The 15,733-nt window shown below is 73.9% G+C and carries 14 protein-coding genes and 1 tRNA gene; 9 read left to right on the forward strand and 6 right to left on the reverse strand.

The window, feature by feature from the left end; all coding sequences use genetic code 11:
* Nucleotides 1-60: 60 nt before the first annotated feature.
* The gene (locus ACFY3U_RS05995; protein ID WP_387195576.1) at nt 61-1,890 is read right to left on the reverse strand and encodes a PP2C family protein-serine/threonine phosphatase; all 1,830 of its coding nucleotides are present in this window, start codon (nt 1,888-1,890) and stop codon (nt 61-63) included.
* Nucleotides 1,891-2,129: 239 nt separating this feature from the next.
* On the opposite strand from ACFY3U_RS05995, the gene ACFY3U_RS06000 reads away from it, so the two are divergent.
* The 5 genes from ACFY3U_RS06000 to ACFY3U_RS06020 all read left to right on the forward strand — a co-directional run bounded on the left by ACFY3U_RS06000 (nt 2,130) and on the right by ACFY3U_RS06020 (nt 6,987).
* A complete protein-coding gene (locus tag ACFY3U_RS06000) occupies nt 2,130-2,495 on the forward strand; it encodes a YciI family protein (protein WP_387195579.1) in 366 nt (121 codons plus the stop codon).
* 314 nt (nt 2,496-2,809) lie between these two features.
* Nucleotides 2,810-4,258 carry a pyruvate kinase gene (gene pyk, locus ACFY3U_RS06005; RefSeq protein WP_387195582.1) on the forward strand — a complete coding sequence of 483 codons (1,449 nt, stop codon included), beginning with the start codon at nt 2,810-2,812 and terminating at the stop codon, nt 4,256-4,258.
* A gap of 55 nt (nt 4,259-4,313) precedes the next feature.
* Complete coding sequence (locus ACFY3U_RS06010) at nt 4,314-5,198, forward strand: acyl-CoA thioesterase (RefSeq protein WP_387195585.1); 885 nt, start codon at nt 4,314-4,316, stop codon at nt 5,196-5,198.
* 136 nt (nt 5,199-5,334) lie between these two features.
* Entirely contained in the window at nt 5,335-5,805 is a 471-nt protein-coding gene (locus ACFY3U_RS06015; RefSeq protein WP_387195588.1) for an RrF2 family transcriptional regulator, read from the forward strand.
* A gap of 144 nt (nt 5,806-5,949) precedes the next feature.
* The gene (locus ACFY3U_RS06020; RefSeq protein ID WP_387195591.1) at nt 5,950-6,987 is read left to right on the forward strand and encodes a sulfite exporter TauE/SafE family protein; all 1,038 of its coding nucleotides are present in this window, start codon (nt 5,950-5,952) and stop codon (nt 6,985-6,987) included.
* Here the strand turns inward: ACFY3U_RS06020 and ACFY3U_RS06025 are convergent.
* From ACFY3U_RS06025 to ACFY3U_RS06035, 3 genes are all read right to left on the reverse strand, one after another.
* Entirely contained in the window at nt 6,882-8,315 is a 1,434-nt protein-coding gene (locus tag ACFY3U_RS06025) for a pyridoxal-dependent decarboxylase (protein WP_387195594.1), read from the reverse strand. The genes ACFY3U_RS06020 and ACFY3U_RS06025 overlap by 106 nt on opposite strands.
* A 249-nt stretch (nt 8,316-8,564) precedes the next feature.
* A complete protein-coding gene (locus ACFY3U_RS06030; RefSeq protein ID WP_387195597.1) occupies nt 8,565-9,575 on the reverse strand; it encodes an LLM class flavin-dependent oxidoreductase in 1,011 nt (336 codons plus the stop codon).
* A gap of 79 nt (nt 9,576-9,654) precedes the next feature.
* Nucleotides 9,655-10,134, reverse strand: coding sequence for an Lrp/AsnC family transcriptional regulator (locus ACFY3U_RS06035; protein ID WP_387195600.1), 480 nt, complete (start codon nt 10,132-10,134; stop codon nt 9,655-9,657).
* Between the two features lie 83 nt (nt 10,135-10,217).
* On the opposite strand from ACFY3U_RS06035, the gene ACFY3U_RS06040 reads away from it, so the two are divergent.
* Nucleotides 10,218-11,393: a trans-sulfuration enzyme family protein gene (locus ACFY3U_RS06040; protein ID WP_387195603.1), complete on the forward strand. Its 1,176-nt coding sequence runs from the start codon at nt 10,218-10,220 to the stop codon at nt 11,391-11,393.
* 45 nt (nt 11,394-11,438) lie between these two features.
* On the opposite strand, the gene ACFY3U_RS06045 is transcribed toward ACFY3U_RS06040, so the two are convergent.
* On the reverse strand, nt 11,439-12,188 hold the full coding sequence (locus tag ACFY3U_RS06045; RefSeq protein ID WP_387195606.1) for a transcriptional regulator: 750 nt from the start codon (nt 12,186-12,188) through the stop codon (nt 11,439-11,441).
* A gap of 31 nt (nt 12,189-12,219) precedes the next feature.
* Nucleotides 12,220-12,295: transfer RNA gene (locus tag ACFY3U_RS06050), tRNA-Leu, on the reverse strand.
* Nucleotides 12,296-12,398: 103 nt separating this feature from the next.
* On the opposite strand from ACFY3U_RS06050, the gene ACFY3U_RS06055 reads away from it, so the two are divergent.
* From ACFY3U_RS06055 to ACFY3U_RS06065, 3 genes are all read left to right on the forward strand, one after another.
* A complete protein-coding gene (locus tag ACFY3U_RS06055) occupies nt 12,399-13,019 on the forward strand; it encodes an ANTAR domain-containing response regulator (RefSeq protein WP_387195609.1) in 621 nt (206 codons plus the stop codon).
* Nucleotides 13,020-13,069: 50 nt separating this feature from the next.
* Complete coding sequence (locus tag ACFY3U_RS06060; protein WP_387195612.1) at nt 13,070-14,248, forward strand: hypothetical protein; 1,179 nt, start codon at nt 13,070-13,072, stop codon at nt 14,246-14,248.
* Nucleotides 14,249-14,506: 258 nt separating this feature from the next.
* Nucleotides 14,507-15,667 (forward strand): branched-chain amino acid ABC transporter substrate-binding protein, encoded by a 1,161-nt coding sequence (locus tag ACFY3U_RS06065; RefSeq protein ID WP_387195615.1) that lies wholly within the window; start codon nt 14,507-14,509, stop codon nt 15,665-15,667.
* The last annotated feature ends 66 nt before the right edge of the window (nt 15,668-15,733 follow it).

Raw genomic sequence — 15,733 nt, forward strand, 5'->3', positions numbered from 1 at the left:
AACGCCGTGGCGCGGATTGTGCCCGCCGACACCCGGCACGCCCCGCGCCGTCCGCCGCCGTCAGGCGCCCCGGCCGGCGTGCCGGATGACCACCAGCGCCTGGTCGTCGTCGGAGCCGGAGAGCTTGGTCAGGATCGCGTCGGCGATCGCCTCCGCCGGCTGGTCGCGTACCGGCACGATCACCTCGTGCAGCGCGGTCACCCCGGCGTCGTACGCCTGGTCGCGGCGCTCCACCAGCCCGTCGGTGTACGCCACCAGCAGGTCACCCGGGCCGAACGGCACCCGGGTCAGCGGCACCGGCTCCTGCACCAGCCCCAGCGGCAGCGAGTTGCCGGTGAACACGGTCTCCGGCGGCCGGCCCGGCCGCAGCAGCACCGGGTGCGGGTGCCCGACCCGGGCGACCGTTACCTCGCCCGCGGCCGGGTCGAGCACCATCGCCAGGCAGGTGCCCAGGAAGCCGACGCCGAGCAGCCCGGTCAGCCGGGGGAACACGTCGGCCAGCGGCACGCCGGTGCGGAACAGCGTGTTCAGCACCGTCCGCAGCTGCGCCATGTCGGCCGCCGCCTCCACCCGGTGGCCCACCACGTCGCCCACCACCACGGCGAGCCGGTCGCCGGGCAGGTCGATCAGGTCGTACCAGTCACCGCCGAGGTGCATGCCGCTCATCGCCGGCTGGTACCTGGTGGCGATCTCCAGCCCGGCCGGCACGGTCGCCGAGGAGGTGCGCAGCCGCCCCGCCAGCCGGCTCACCAGGTCGTGCTCGGCGGCGGCCAGGCGTACCCGTTCCAGGGTCTGCTCGCACAGGTCGGCGATGGTGTCCAGCTGGGCCAGGTCGCCGTCGCGCAGCGGGTGCTGCCGCCGCCAGCCGAAGGCCAGCGCCGCGACCGGCCGGCCCTGGGCGTCCATCAGCGGCAGCGCCGCCGTGGTGACGATGCCGTGCGCGCCGACCGGGTCGGGCAGGCCGGGGAAGCGGTCGGCGAACTCGGCCCGGTCGCGCAGCACGACCCGTTCGCCGGTACGCAGCGCCCGGGCGATCGGCCGGGGATCGTCCACGGTCAGGTCGGCGAAGCTCGCCGCCAGGCTCTCCGGCGCGTCAGCGTGCCAGATCCGCACCCGCCGGCCCTCGCCCCGCATCGCCAGCCCCGGCGCCTCCGCGCCGAGCGCCACCGACGCCCCGTCGAGGATCACGTCGATCACCTCCCGGGTGGACCGGGTGACGCTCAGCCGGGCGGCGAACCGGGCCATCGCCACCGCCGACGCGGTCAGCTCGGCCCGGCGTACCGCCTGGCCGCAGAGCCCGACCGCGGCGTCCAGCAGGGTTCGGCGCGCCGGGTCGTCGGCGGCCGGGCCGGGCCAGCGGACCTCCAGCGCGCCGAGCACCCCGCCGTCGCCGTCACGCAGCGGCAGGCAGCGCCCCGACCCGTCGGCCAGCGGCACGGTGCGGTCCGCGCGCACCGCCCGGGCCAGCGGATCGTCGGCGGTCACCGGCAGTCGTCCCGGCTCGCCGTCGCCGTACACGTCGAGCGTCGCCGAGCCGGGCGCGGCCACGACCACCCGTACGGCGGCGGCGTCGACCACCCCGGGCACGACGGCGGTGACCACCTCGGCCACCGCGCGCAGCCCCCGGGCGGAGCTGAGCGCGCCGGCGAGCCGGGCCAACGCCTCGGCCTGGCGCAGCGCCGCGTCCTCGGGGTGCGGCCGGCCGTCGGCGGTGGGGCCGTCCGTCCCGACGTGCGCCGCCACGGCGGCGCGCAGGTCGGGTGGCCAGGTCGCGGTGGGCCCGAGCGGGGTGCCGGCCCAGTCGTACGCGCCGGCCGGCCCGCCGGTGGTCAGGGCCTCCCGCCACCGGGTGTCGTCGACCGGCGTGTCGCCGGACGGGGAGCCAGTCACGTCGGCACCTCCGCTCGGTCACCCGGGCTCGTCCGCATCCAGTCGGAACGTACCAGCGCCACGGCCGGACGGCGGCTGTGGATCACGGCGGGTTGCCGGGGCGCGGACGAACGGCGCACCGGGTGGGCAACCGGGCGAGTTGTCCGGAGCGCCGGTGGCGGCCGTCCCGGTCGTGCGACGCTGTGCCGAGTCGGGGTCGTCCGGCGCGGTGCCGCGCCGGGAGCGCGGGAGGGGCCACCATGTCGGGTACGCCGCAGTTGGACTTCGCGCTCGACACGTACGAGTGCATCGTGCTGTATCCGGGGCCGGCCGGGCAGGCCCTGCCGAACGAGACGGTGCAGCGGTTGCAGGCCGAGCACACCGAGCACATGCAGGCGCTGCAACGGCGGGGCCTGGTGCTGGTCGCCGGCTCGATCGACGGCCCGGCCCGGGAGCCGGCGCCGCCGATCGGCATCGGCCTGGCCCGCACCGGCTCGGTGGACGACGTGCGCAGCGTGATGGAGGCGGACCCGGCGGTGCAGGCCGGGCTCTACCAGGTGGACGTGCTGACCTTCCTCTGCCCGGCCGGCTCGCTGGACTTCCCGCTGGTCAAGACGCAGAGCTGAGACCGGCCTGGAATGCGCCGCGCCGCGCGGGCGGGGGACCGTCGAGCCGTCGTACCCGGGAGCCGTGAAACCCCGCCGGCGGCGGCCGGGCGACGCCGCGGTGAACGGGTGGTGCGGACGCTGGGAGCGCCACCCCGGCCGGCGCGGACGAGCGGTACGATTCCCGGCGCGCGGTCGCCGATGCCCGCCACGCAGCACATCCCCGGTGCGGTTCCCGTCCGCCCCGCCACGCCCGGCGTCGCGGGGGCGGGACAGGTGTTCCGCGATCCGCAAGGGGTCGGCCCGCAGGTCGACCCGGAGGAGAGACTAGCCTGATGGGCGTGAACCGCCGCGCGAAGATCGTCTGCACTCTCGGCCCCGCCACCTCGTCCCCGGAACGGATCCGGGGCCTGGTCGAGGCGGGCATGAACGTGGCGAGGCTCAACTTCAGCCACGGCGCCCACGCCGACCACGAGGCGGTGTACCACCTGGTCCGTGAGGCCGCCGAGGCCGCCGGCATCCCGGTCGCCATCCTGGCCGACCTGCAGGGCCCGAAGATCCGGCTCGGCAAGTTCGCCGACGGCCCGCACGAGTGGCGCACCGGCGACTCGGTGGTGATCACCGGTGACGACATCGTCGGCACCAAGGAGCGGGTCTCCTGCACCTACCGCAAGCTGCCGCAGGAGGTGAAGCCGGGTGACCGGCTGCTGATCGACGACGGCCGGGTCGCCGTCGAGGTCAGCGACGTCACCGGCAATGACATCCGGGTGCTGGTCACCGAGGGTGGCCCGGTCTCCAACAACAAGGGCGTCTCGCTGCCGAACGTGGCGGTCAGCGTGCCGGCCATGTCCGACAAGGACGCCGAGGACCTGCGCTTCGCCCTCGGCCTGGGCGTCGACCTGATCGCGCTGTCCTTCGTCCGCTCCGCGGAGGATATCAAGCTCGTGCACGGGATCATGGCCGAGGAGGGCGTGTTCCGCCCGGTGCTCGCCAAGGTCGAGAAGCCCGAGGCGGTGGACCACCTCGAGGCGATCGTGCTGGCCTTCGACGGCGTGATGGTCGCCCGCGGCGACCTCGGCGTCGAGCTGCCGCTGGACCAGGTCCCGCTGGTGCAGAAGCGCGCCGTGCAGCTGTGCCGGGAGAACGCCAAGCCGGTCATCGTGGCCACCCAGATGCTCGACTCCATGATCGAGAACTCCCGGCCGACCCGCGCCGAGGCCTCCGACGTCGCCAACGCGGTGCTCGACGGCGCGGACGCGGTGATGCTCTCCGGAGAGACCAGCGTCGGCAAGTACCCGGTGCTCACGGTCAGCACCATGGCCAAGATCATCACGACCACCGAGGCCGGCTCGATCGGGGTGCCGCGGCTGCAGCACGACCCGCGTACCCACGGTGGCGCGCTCACCGTCGCCGCGTCCTCGATCGCCCGGGCCATCGGCGCCAAGGCCATGGTCGCGTTCTCGCAGACCGGCGACACCGTCAAGCGGCTCAGCCGGCTGCACTGCGACCTGCCGCTGCTGGCCTTCACCCCGGTGCCCGAGGTGCGCAACCAGCTCGCGCTCTGCTGGGGCGTGGAGACCTTCCTGATGCCGTTCGTCCAGCACACCGACGACATGTTCCGCCAGGTCGACCAGGCCCTGCTCGGCCTGGACCGGGCCAACCCCGGCGACTACGTGGTGATCGTCGCCGGCAGCCCGCCCGGCACCCCCGGCTCCACCAACACCCTGCGGGTGCACCAGCTCGGCTCGCTGGTGGACGCGGCCGCCGCCCGGGCTCTCCAGTGAGCGCGAGGAGTGAGCCGGTTTTGCGAGCCCCGCAGTCGCGAACAGGGATGACACAGTGACGGACGGCTCCGTGGTGGTCGGGCAGGCGGCGGTCGACCAGCTGCTCGAGGTCCTCGACCTGGACCACACCGGCGAGATGACCTTCCGGGGGATGAGCCCCCCGGTCGGTCCGCAGCGGGTGTACGGCGGCCAGGTCGCCGGTCAGGCGCTGGTGGCCGCCGGCCGCACCGTCGACGCCGAGCGGTTCGTGCACTCGCTGCACGGCTACTTCGTCCGTCCGGGTGACCCCGCGGAGCCGATCGAGTACCAGGTGGAGAACGTCCGTGACGGCCGGTCCTTCTCGGTCCGGCGCTCGGTCGCCCTCCAGCACGGCAAGCCGATCTTCTTCATGTCGGCCTCGTTCCAGCGGCAGGAGGAGGGCCTGGACCACCAGGCCCCCACCCCGCCCGAGGTGCCCGGCCCGGACGACGTGCCCACGATGACCGACCGGCTGTCCCGCTACCCCGACCGGCTGGGCATCTGGGCGCAGATCCCGCGCCCGATCGACGTGCGGTACGTCGGCGAGCCGGGCTGGGTGGCGCCGGGGGACCGGCCCGCCGACCCGTACCAGCGGGTGTGGATGCGGATCGACGGCAAGCTGCCGGACGACCCGCTGCTGCACGCTTGCGCCCTGACGTACGCCTCCGACCTGACCCTGCTCGACTCGGTGCTGTCGGTGCACGGCGAGGTGTGGGGCCCGGGCGGGGTGGTCGGGGCCAGCCTCGACCACGCGCTGTGGTTCCACCGGCCGTTCCGGGCCGACGAGTGGTTCCTCTACGACTGCTGGAGCCCGTCGGCGTCCGGCGCGCGGGGGTTGGCCACCGGCCGGATGTTCACCACCGACGGCCGGCACATCGCCAGCGCCGTCCAAGAGGGCCTGCTGCGCCGCGTCGGCGCCTGACGCGGTACGCCGCCACCGCCGGCGGCCCATCGGATACGCCGCCCCTTCGGCGCCGGGTTCGCGCGGCGCCGGCGGGCGGTCCGATCGGTCAGGGCCGCGCGGCCGGGCGGGTGACCAGCCGTCTAACCTTGCGGTCATGCGCCTCTCCGCCCGGGTCGACTACGCCCTCCGCGCGGCCGCCGAGCTCGCCTCGGTCTCCGACGGCGCGAACGTCGGGCGGACCCGACCGGTCACCGCCGAGCAGATCGCCCGGGCGCAGGAGATCCCGCCGAAGTTCCTGGAGAGCATCCTGCTGCAGCTGCGCCGCGGCGGCATCGTCCGGGCCCAGCGCGGGCCGGAGGGCGGCTACTGGCTGGCCCGGCCGGCGGCGGAGATCTCGTTGGCCGAGGTGATCCGGGTGATCGACGGCCCGCTGGCCAACGTGCGCGGCCAGCGGCCCGAGGCGCTCGGGTACCACGGCGCGGCCCGGGCCCTGCAGGAGGTCTGGATCGCCCTGCGGGCCAGCGAGCGGGAGATCCTGGAGCAGGTGAGCATCGCCGACGTGGCCGCGGACACGCTCCCGGGCCGGGTCACCGAGCTGGCCGCCGACCCGAACGCCTGGAGCTGACCGGCGCCCACCGGCGCTCCGTGGGTCTATGACCGACCCCCTTCGCGGCGTCCCATCCAGCGGCACGGCACTTGACCGAGCGCAGCCCCGTCCCGCATTGTCGACCAAGTCGATAGGAGATGCCGAAAAGTTTCGGAGGGGCTCGTGCGTAAGCTTCTGGTCCTCGCCCTGGTCGGGCTGGCCGCGCAGCTCGTCGACGGCGCCCTCGGCATGGCGTACGGGTTGACCTCGTCCACGCTGCTGCTGCTCGCCGGGGTCGCCCCGGCCGCCGCCTCGGCGTCGGTGCACCTGGCCGAGATCGGCACCACCCTCGCCGCCGGGGTCGCGCACTGGCGCTTCGGCAACGTCGACTGGCGGGTGGTCACCCGGATCGCCCTGCCCGGCGCGCTAGGCGCGTTCGCCGGCGCCACCTTCCTCAGCTCCATCTCCACCGAGTCGGCCGCCCCCTGGATGGCCGGCATTCTCTGCACGCTCGGCGCGTACCTGCTGGTCCGCTTCTCCCGGCCGCTGCGCCCGCGGCCCGGCGCCGGCCGGTTGCGGGGCCGGTTCCTCGGCCCGCTCGGCCTGGTCGCCGGCTTCGTGGACGCCACCGGCGGCGGCGGATGGGGGCCGGTGGCCACCCCCGCGCTGCTGGTCTCCGGCCGGCTCGAACCGCGCCGGGTGATCGGCTCGGTGGACACCGCCGAGTTCGTGGTCGCCGGGGCCGCCAGCCTGGGCTTCCTGATCGGGCTGGGCAGCCAGGGGTTCCTGCTGCCCACCGTGGCCGCGCTGCTGGTCGGCGGCCTGATCGCCGCGCCGGTGGCCGCCTGGCTGGTCCGGATCGTGCCCGCGCAGCTGCTCGGCGCCACCATCGGCGGCGTGATCGTGCTGACCAACGCCCGCACCCTGCTGCGCGCCGGTGCCGTCGGCCCGACCGCCCGCCCGCTGGTCTACCTGCTGCTCGCCGCCGGCTGGCTGGCCGCGCTGGCGCTGGCCGTGCGCACCATGCGGCGTACCCGCCGGGCCCGGGCCACCGTCGACGCCGCCCTGGCCGCGGTGGCCGGCGGCGCGGTGGCCGGGCGCGGCGGGCCGGGCGGTCAGCTGGTCAGCACCTCGGCGGCAGCGGCGGAGAGCAGCTCCCACGCCGCGTCCACGTGCTCCTCGGCGGTCAGCGGGGAGCCGATCGCCAGCCGCAGCGTGTAGCGGCCGCCGACCCGGGTGTGGGTCAGCAGCGCCCGCCCGGTGCCGTTGACCCGGGCCAGCAGGGCGGCGCTCGCCTCGTCCCCGGCCCGCAGCCGGAAGCAGACCAGCGAGAACGGGTGCGGCGCGGCCAGGGCGAACCGGTCGTCGGCCGCCACCCGCGCGGCGAACCGGTCGGCCAGGGCGACCCCGGATCGCACGTGCGCCCGCAGCCCCTCGACGCCGTACCAGCGCAGCACGAACCACAGCTTCAGGGCGCGGAACCGGCGGCCCAGCGGCACCTGCCAGTCCCGGTAGTCGAGCACCGCGCCCGAGTCGGAGGCCGCGTTGCGCAGGAACTCCGGCATCACGGTCAACGCCTCGATCAGCTCACCCCGGTCGGCCACCCAGAAGGCGTCGCAGTCGAAGCCGGTGAGCAGCCACTTGTGCGGGTCGAAGCAGTACGAATCGGCCTGCTCCAGCCCGACGTGCGACCAGCGCAGCTCGGGGCAGACCGCTGCCGCGCCCGCGTACGCGGCATCCACGTGCAGCCAGACGCCGTACTCCGCGCAGATCGCGCCGATCCGCGGCAGCGGGTCGACGGCGGTGGTGGAGGTGGTGCCGATCGTGGCCACCACGATCGCCGGGGTGTCACCGGCGGCCAGGTCCGCCTCGATCGCCGCGCGTAGCGCCGCCGGCCGCATCGCCAACGTCACCGGGTCCACGTCGACCGTGCGCACGCCGTCCTCGCCCAGCCCGGCGATCCGGGCGGCCTTCTCGATCGACGAGTGACCCTGCGACGAGGTGTACGCCCGGTACCGGCGGTCCACGCCCACCGCGCGCCAGCGCCCTCCGCCGGCCCGGTGCAGCGCGGCCAGGGTGGCGACCAGCGTCGCCGAGGAGGCGGAGTCCTGGATCACCCCGCCGCCCGGGCCGGTGGAGCGGAACCGCTCCGGTAGGCCGAGCGCGCCGGCCAGCCAGTCCAGCATCACCGTCTCCAGCTCGGTGCAGGCCGGGCTGGTGGCCCAGAGCATGCCCTGCACGCCGAGGCCGGAGCTGACCAGGTCGCCGAGGACGCTCGGGCCGGAGGTGTTGGCCGGGAAGTAGCCGAAGAATCCAGGGTGCTGCCAGTGGGTGAGCCGCGGCGCGATCAGCGCGTCCAGGTCGGCGAGCACAGCGTCCACCGGCTCGCCCTGCTCGGGCGGGGTGGTCGGCAGCGCGGCGACGAGCGCGCCCGGCGGCTCCGACGAGCTGACCGGTCGCTGCCCTAGCGTCGCCCAGTAGTCGGCGATCCAGTCCACCACCGCGTGCCCGGCGCGGCGGAACTCCTCCGGGTGCATGTGCTCAGCCATTCGCCGAGTCGATCAGGTGGATCGACCGGTACGCAAGGGCTCAGGGTCCGTCCCGTCCGGGGCGGCTGACCGGACGGGCCGGTAAAGCAGGCACCGGGTCGCCAGCCGCGGAATCCGCTCAGCCGGCGACCCGGTGCACCACACCGCAGCACCCCCGACCCGTCCCGACCGGGAGTGCCGTACCACCACCGATCACCAAGTTAGAGGGTGTCCGCGACGGTGGGGTGACGCCGGTGTGAAGAGCGTGTTTCAGGCATTCCGTGCCAGGCCGCCGGCCACCTTCTCGGCGACCAGCTCGAACGAGCGGATCCGGTCCGCCACGTCGTACACCATCGTGGTGACCATCAACTCGTCCGCGCCGGTGCGGTCCCGCAGCGCGGTGAGCTGCCGGCGGACCGTCTCCGGAGAGCCCATCGCCTGGCCCTCCCGGCGCTGCCGGACGAACTCCCGCTCCAGCTCGTCGTACGGGTACGCGGCCGCGTCCTCGGGGCTGGCCAGCGGCTCCGGCCGGCCGGAGCGCAGCTTCAGGAACGACAGCGAGCTCGGCCCGGCCAGATACTCGGCCCGCTCGTCGGTGTCGGCGCAGACCACGTTGACCGCCACCATGGCGTACGGCTTGTCGAGGAACCGCGACGGCCGGAAGCTCTGCCGGTACAGCTGCAGGGCGGGCAGGGTGTTCTGCGCGCTGAAGTGGTGCGCGAACGAGAACGGCAACCCGAGCAGCCCGGCCAGCTGGGCGCTGAAGCCGCTGGAGCCGAGCAACCACACGGCCGGCGACTGACCCCGGCCCGGGGTGGCGGTGATCGGCCCCGGGTCCTCACCGCTGAAGTAGTTCATCAGATCGGCCAGCTCGCGCGGGAAACCCTCCGCGGACAGGCCCTCCATGGTCCGGCGCAGCGCCAGCGCGGTCATCTGGTCGGTGCCCGGCGCGCGGCCGATCCCCAGGTCGATCCGGCCCGGGTGCAGCGCCTCCAGGGTGCCGAACTGCTCGGCGACCACCAGCGGCGCGTGGTTGGGCAGCATCACCCCGCCCGAGCCCAGCCGGATCGTGCTCGTGTTCGCGGCCAGGTGCGCGATCAGCACGGCGGGCGCCGAACTGGCGATCGCCGGCATGTTGTGGTGCTCGGCCACCCAGAACCGGCGGTAGCCCAGCTCCTCGGCGCGGCGGGCCAGCTCGGTGGTGTGCCGCAGGGCCTCGCCCGCGGAGGCACCGGCGGCGACCGGGGCAAGATCAAGAACACTCATCGGTACGTCGATCACGACAGGAGGCAACCGGCCGCGCGCCGGAATTGTTCCCCTCGCCGGGTACGCGTGCCTCAGCCCACGCCGGGCGCCCGTCTCAGCCCGCGCCCCGGGCCTGCTCGAAGATCAGGCTGGTCTGGGTGTGCCGCACCGCCGGGTCCACCGCCAGGTGGTCGAGCACGAAGTCCCGCAGCGCGTCACCCGACGCCGCCCGCACGTGCAGCACGTAGTCCTCCGCGCCCGCCACGTGGAACACCGACACCACCCCCGGCAACCGCACCGACCGGGCCCGGAACGCGTCCACCGCCGCCCGCTCGTGCGCGGTCAGCCGCACCGACACCAGCGCCTGCAACGGCAGCCCCACCGCCGCCGGATCGACCTCCGCGTGGAAGCCGCGGATCGCGCCGCCGTCCCGCAGCGCCCGGGTCCGGGTCAGGCAGGTCGACGGCGCCACCCCCACCCGCTCGGCGAGCGCGTTGTTCGGCAGCCGGCCGTCGGCCGCCAGCTCGCGCAGGATCGCGCGATCGACGTCGTCCAGCGCCGCGAAGGGCCGTAGATCGTTCGGTGCGGAGGGCATGCCGGCATCCTCCTCCGAAGATTAAGTTTGTGGAAGTGGCCTCAGCAGAATCTTCTTCGGCACTATTGCTTCCGATCCGTTGGATGTTCGACGCTTCCGGCATGATGACGGTGGACACCCGGGCCGTGCACGCCGGCCGCGACGACCTCACTGCCCTCGGCGTGCACGTGCCGCCGATCGACCTGTCCACCACCAACCCGCTGCCCTCGGTCGAGCACGGCGGCGACGCGTACGAGACGCTCGCCACCGGCGGCACCCTCCCGGCCGGCGCCAGCGCCGTCTACCAGCGGCTCTGGAACCCCACCGTGGCCCGCTTCGAGACCGCCCTCGCCACCCTGGAACAGACCCCCGAGGCGGTCGCCTTCGCCAGCGGCATGGCCGCCCTCACCGCCGCCCTGCTCGCCGCCGTCCGTGACGGGAAGCGGCACGTCGTCGCCGTCCGCCCGCTCTACGGCGGCACCGACCACGTGCTCGCCACCGGGCTGCTCGGCACCGAGGTCAGCTGGGCCCGCCCCGACGAGGTCGCCGCCGCCGTCCGGCCCGACACCGCCCTGGTGATCGTGGAGACCCCGGCCAACCCGACCCTCGACCTGGTCGACATCGCCGCGCTCGCCACCGCCGCCGGCGACGTGCCGCTGCTGGTCGACAACACCGTGGCCACCCCGGTGCTGCAGCAGCCCGCCCGGCACGGCGCCGCCTTGGTGCTGCACAGCGCCACCAAGAGCATCGGCGGCCACGGCGACGTGCTCGCCGGGGTGATCGCCTGCGACACCGACTGGGCCGCCCGGCTGCGCCAGGTGCGCGCCGTCACCGGGGCGATCCTGCACCCGCTCGGGGCGTACCTGCTGCACCGCGGCCTGCAGACGCTGCCCCTGCGGGTCCGCGCCCAGCAGGCCGGCGCGGAGAAACTCGCCGCCTGGCTCGCCGGCCACCCGGCCGTCGAGCGGGTCCACCACCCCTCGCTGCACGACCCCGCCGGCCTGGTCGGCCGGCAACTGGCCGGCACCGGCAGCCTGCTCGCCTTCGAGGTACGCGGCGGCGCGCCCGCCGCCTCGGCGGTGGCGGGCGGCTGTGAGCTGATCACCCACGCGGTGTCGCTCGGCGGGGTGGACACGCTCATCCAGCACCCGGCGTCGCTCACCCACCGGCCGGTGGCGGGGGAGGCGAAGCCCGGGGGAGGGCTGCTGCGGGTGTCGGTCGGTCTGGAGGACCCGGAGGACCTGCGGGCGGACCTGGAGCGGGCGCTGTCGCGGATCTGACGGGCCGGCCGGCGTTCGGCCGGCTCGGTCGGGATCGGCCGGTGATCACGACTTCGGGCCGACGTGGCGGTCGAGGGCGGCGACAGCCTCCCGGCGGGCCACCGACAGGCTGTTGCGTCGATTCATCCGCCACGCGATGCCGAGCAGGTCGAGCGCCCACTGGCACAGGCCCATGATGTCGGCGGACTCATTGGTGAACATGTAGCGCGGGTAGACGTAGCCCTTGCCTCGTACCTTCACCCGGTTGGCGAACCGGCAGCCGTCGGAGTGGAAGAGGCCACGGAGGAAGTCTCCGGGGTGGCGCTCCACGATCTCGCGCTGCCAGGCCGCCAGGGCGATGGAACGTTCGTGCTTCTTGCCCGGTCCGTGCTGGGGGAACAGGCACGGCCAGTGGTTGGCGTAACTCTGCACGCTGACACAGCCCTGCTGTTGTACGTGCTGAACCTTGGTGGCAAGCACCGACCGCATGGCGGCGTCGCACGCGCTGATCAGGCCGGGCCAGACGTTGCTGCACGAGATTCGCAACACTGGTACTCGCGCCGAGGTGACCAGGTGGCCGTCGCCCAGGTAGAGGCCGAGCAGGTAGCTGTAGGCCGCGGGGTCTGTCGGATAGTCGATGTCCTGCCGGCAGCGGAAACAGCGCAGGGCCGAGCCATGCACCACTGGCTCCGGTCGATCTCGGCACCAGTGCCAGACGGTGCGGTACGAGAGCCCGACGCCGCGAGCGGCGTCGGCGACACTTGCGCCATCGAGGTAGAGGCGGCGCGCGTGAGCGCGAATCTCGGGCGGATGCATGACGTCATCTTCGAACGCCCGTACGACAGTTTGGTGTCCCCGGTGGGACTCGAACCCACACTGTCGGAGGTTTGAGCTCCGTTTCTCTACCGTTGGAATACGGGGACAGGGCGACCCGACGCTGTCGTGGTCATGCATAGGTTACCCATTAGGCTAAGGGTGGCGACACCCGGCACGGCGGTGTCGGGCTCGAACTGGTGGGAGTGGCTCGTGGCCGAGACGCAGACGGATGCCGAGCGCAGGCGCGTACTGATCGCCGAGGACGAGGCGCTCATCCGACTGGACCTGGCCGAGATGCTGGTCGAGGAGGGGTACGAGGTCGTCGGCGAGGCCGGTGACGGCGAGACCGCCGTCAGGCTGGCCGAGGAGCTCAAGCCGGACCTGGTCATCCTCGACATCAAGATGCCGATCATGGATGGTCTCGCCGCCGCCGAGCGGATCGCCGGCGCGCGGATCGCCCCGGTGATCATCCTGACCGCGTTCAGCCAGCGTGACCTGGTCGAGCGGGCCCGGGCGGCCGGCGCGATGGCGTACCTGGTCAAGCCGTTCCAGAAGAGCGACCTGGTGCCGGCGGTGGAGATCGCGCTGTCCCGCTACTCGGAGATCGCGGCGCTGGAGGCGGAGGTCGCCGGCCTGAACGACCGGCTGGAGATCCGCAAGACCGTGGAGCGCGCCAAGGGCGCGCTGATGACCACATACGGGATGACCGAGCCGCAGGCGTTCAAGTGGATCCAGCGCACCGCGATGGACCACCGGATGACCATGAAGCAGGTCGCCGAGCGGATCCTCGCGGAGACCGCCGGCGGCGAGGTGGCGCAGCCGGCTTCCTGAGCCGCCCGGCGCGGTTCGGCGGACGGCGACCGATCGATAGGATCGGATCCATGCCGCTTCCGCGCCCGAGGCTCCTGCTCGTCGGGGTGGCCGGTGCCGTGGTGCTGCTGGCCGCCTGCCGGTCGGCGTCGGAGCGGCCGGCCGAGCCGGCGCCGGTGCGCCCGGCCTGGCGGGCTGTCGAGTTGCCGGTGCCGGTGGGGGCCGCGGGCCGCCCGTTGCTGCGCGACGCGGCACACTGCGCGCACCGTTGGTACGCCGTCGGCGGGCTGGTCGACGGGGCCGGGGAGACCCGGCCGGCGGCCTGGTCCAGTGCGGACGGGGTGAGCTGGTCGGCGTTGCCGGTGCGGGCGCAGTCGTTCTACGGCCGGCAGCACGTGCTCTACGCGGTCGCCTGCCGCGGCGATCAGCTGGCCGCCCTCGGGGCGAAGACGGGTGGCGTGCACGGCAATCCGCGTACCGGCACCTGGGTCTGGCGGCCGGGCGGGCCGGTGCGGGAGGTGCCGGCGGCGTTCGAGCTGTTCGGGGGTCCGCGTGCGGTGAGCGCGGCGCGGCTGGCGGCCGGGCCGCGGGGCTGGTTGGTCGCCGGGGCGCGCGCCGACGGGGCGGCGGTGTGGACGTCGCCGGACGCCGACGGGTTCGTGCTGCGCGAGGGGGTGCCGGAGCTGGCCGGTGACGGCCGGGGCCGGACGGCGGCGTACGACGCGGTGGCGGCGGGTTCCGGCTGGCAGGTGGTGGGGTCGTTGCTGCCGACCGGCGGCACCGCCCTGGTGCCGTTGGCCTGGTCGTCGGTGGACGGCCGGTCGTGGCGGCGGGTGGCGCTGCCGGCGGACGGCGGCGGGACGGCGGAGCGGGTGGTGTCGCGCGACGGCGCGCCGACGGCGGTGGGCCCGGTGCGGGACGGCTTCGCGGTGTGGCGGGCGGGGTCGGCGGACGGTTGGCGGCGGGTGGGCGGGTTCGGCGTGGCCGGTCCCGGGGTGCTGTCGGTGACGGGTCTGGTGGCGTCGGCCGGTCGACTTGTCGCGGCGACCGGAGACGGCGCGGATCGGCGGCTGTGGATCTCGGGTGACGGTGGCGTGTCGTGGCGGCCGGTGATCGTTCCGGTGGGGGTGCCGGCCCGCGGCGACGCGGCGTTGGCGGTGGCCGCCGGCGATGACGGGCTGGTGGTGGTCGCCGATGACGGGAAGAGCTCCCGTGCCTGGTGGGCGGCGTTGCCGGACGTCGATGAGTAGCGGGTGGGGGTGGCCTGACCCGTTACCGAGGAAAACGCGGTGAAAGCCCTGCTGCGCCTTCGGTTCTTACGGGAAGCGTCGGCAATCCGCCACGGCGTGTAACGGTTCGGTCAACGCCGCTTTCCGGGTCTTACGCCACCGCTCGCCGGTGGGATAACGTCCCGGCCCAGACCGGCGACGACGGTCTGGTTCGTCCGCCCCCGCAAGTGCCAATCAGCAGCGGGTGGTTCGGACCATGGACGGAGGAGGGTTCGGGCCTTGAGGCAGAAGCTCGCACGCGTGATCGGCGGGGTCGCCATGCTGGCGCTCGTCGCCGGTAGCACCGCTTGTTCCAGCGGCAGCGACGATGAGGGTTCCGGCGGCAGCGCCTGCGGGAGCAAGATCGCTTTCTTCGGTGCGCTGACCGGTAGCTCGGCCGCGCTGGGCATCAACGAGAAGAACGGCGCCAAGCTGGCGGTCGACAAGTACAACAAGGAGAACGCCGACTGCAAGGTGGAGCTCGCCGAGCTCGACTCGCAGGGCAGCCCGGACCAGGCGCCGCAGCTCGCGCAGAAGGCGATCGACGACACCAAGATCCTCGGTGTCGTGGGTCCGGCCTACTCGGGTGAGTCGGAGGCCGCCGGTCCGCTGTTCAGCGAGGCCGGCCTGGTCACCATCACCCCCTCCGCGACCCGGCCCAGCCTCGCCCAGCAGGGCTGGAAGACGTTCTTCCGGGCGGTCGGCAACGACTTCAGCCAGGGCCCGGCGGCCGGCAACTACATGAAGAACGTGATGAAGGCCGACCGGGTCTACGTCATCGACGATCAGTCGGCGTACGGTGCGGGCCTGGCCGACGAGGTCAAGAAGGTGCTCGGCTCGGCGGTCGTGGGCACCGACAAGGTCCAGGGCGAGGGCAAGCAGACCGAGTTCTCCGGCGTGGTCACCAAGGTCAAGGCCGCCAACGTCAAGGCGGTCTTCTACGGCGGCTACTACCAGGAGGCCGGCCTGATCCGCAAGCAGCTCACCGCTGCCGGGGTCACCGCTCCGCTGGTCGCCGGTGACGGCGTCAACGACGGCGCGTACATCACCTCCGCCGGCGCTGCGGCGGCCGAGGGCACCATCCTCACCTGCCCCTGCCAGCCGTCCACCGAGGCGCGTGGTTCCTTCGCGGCCGACTACAAGGCGCTCAACGGCACCGACCCGGGCACCTACAGCGACACCGCGTTCGACGCGGCGAACATCCTGCTGGCCGGCATCAAGGCCGGCAAGACCTCCCGCGCCGACCTGCTGGAGTTCGTGAAGGGCTACAGCGGCGAGGGCGTGGCCGCCAGCTACAAGTTCGTCGAGGGCGGCGAGCTGGACCCGGCGCAGGTCAAGGTCTGGGCGTTCAAGGTGAAGGGCGGCAAGGTCGTTCCGGACCAGGAGATCCCGAAGTCCTGATTGGTTGATCGCTGCCACTGGCGACTGAGTTGTGATCGCGGGTGCGGCCGGGGCGCTGGCTCCCGG

It is taken from the genome of Micromonospora sp. NPDC000089 (assembly GCF_042899365.1).
Taxonomy (GTDB): Bacteria; Actinomycetota; Actinomycetes; order Mycobacteriales; family Micromonosporaceae; genus Micromonospora.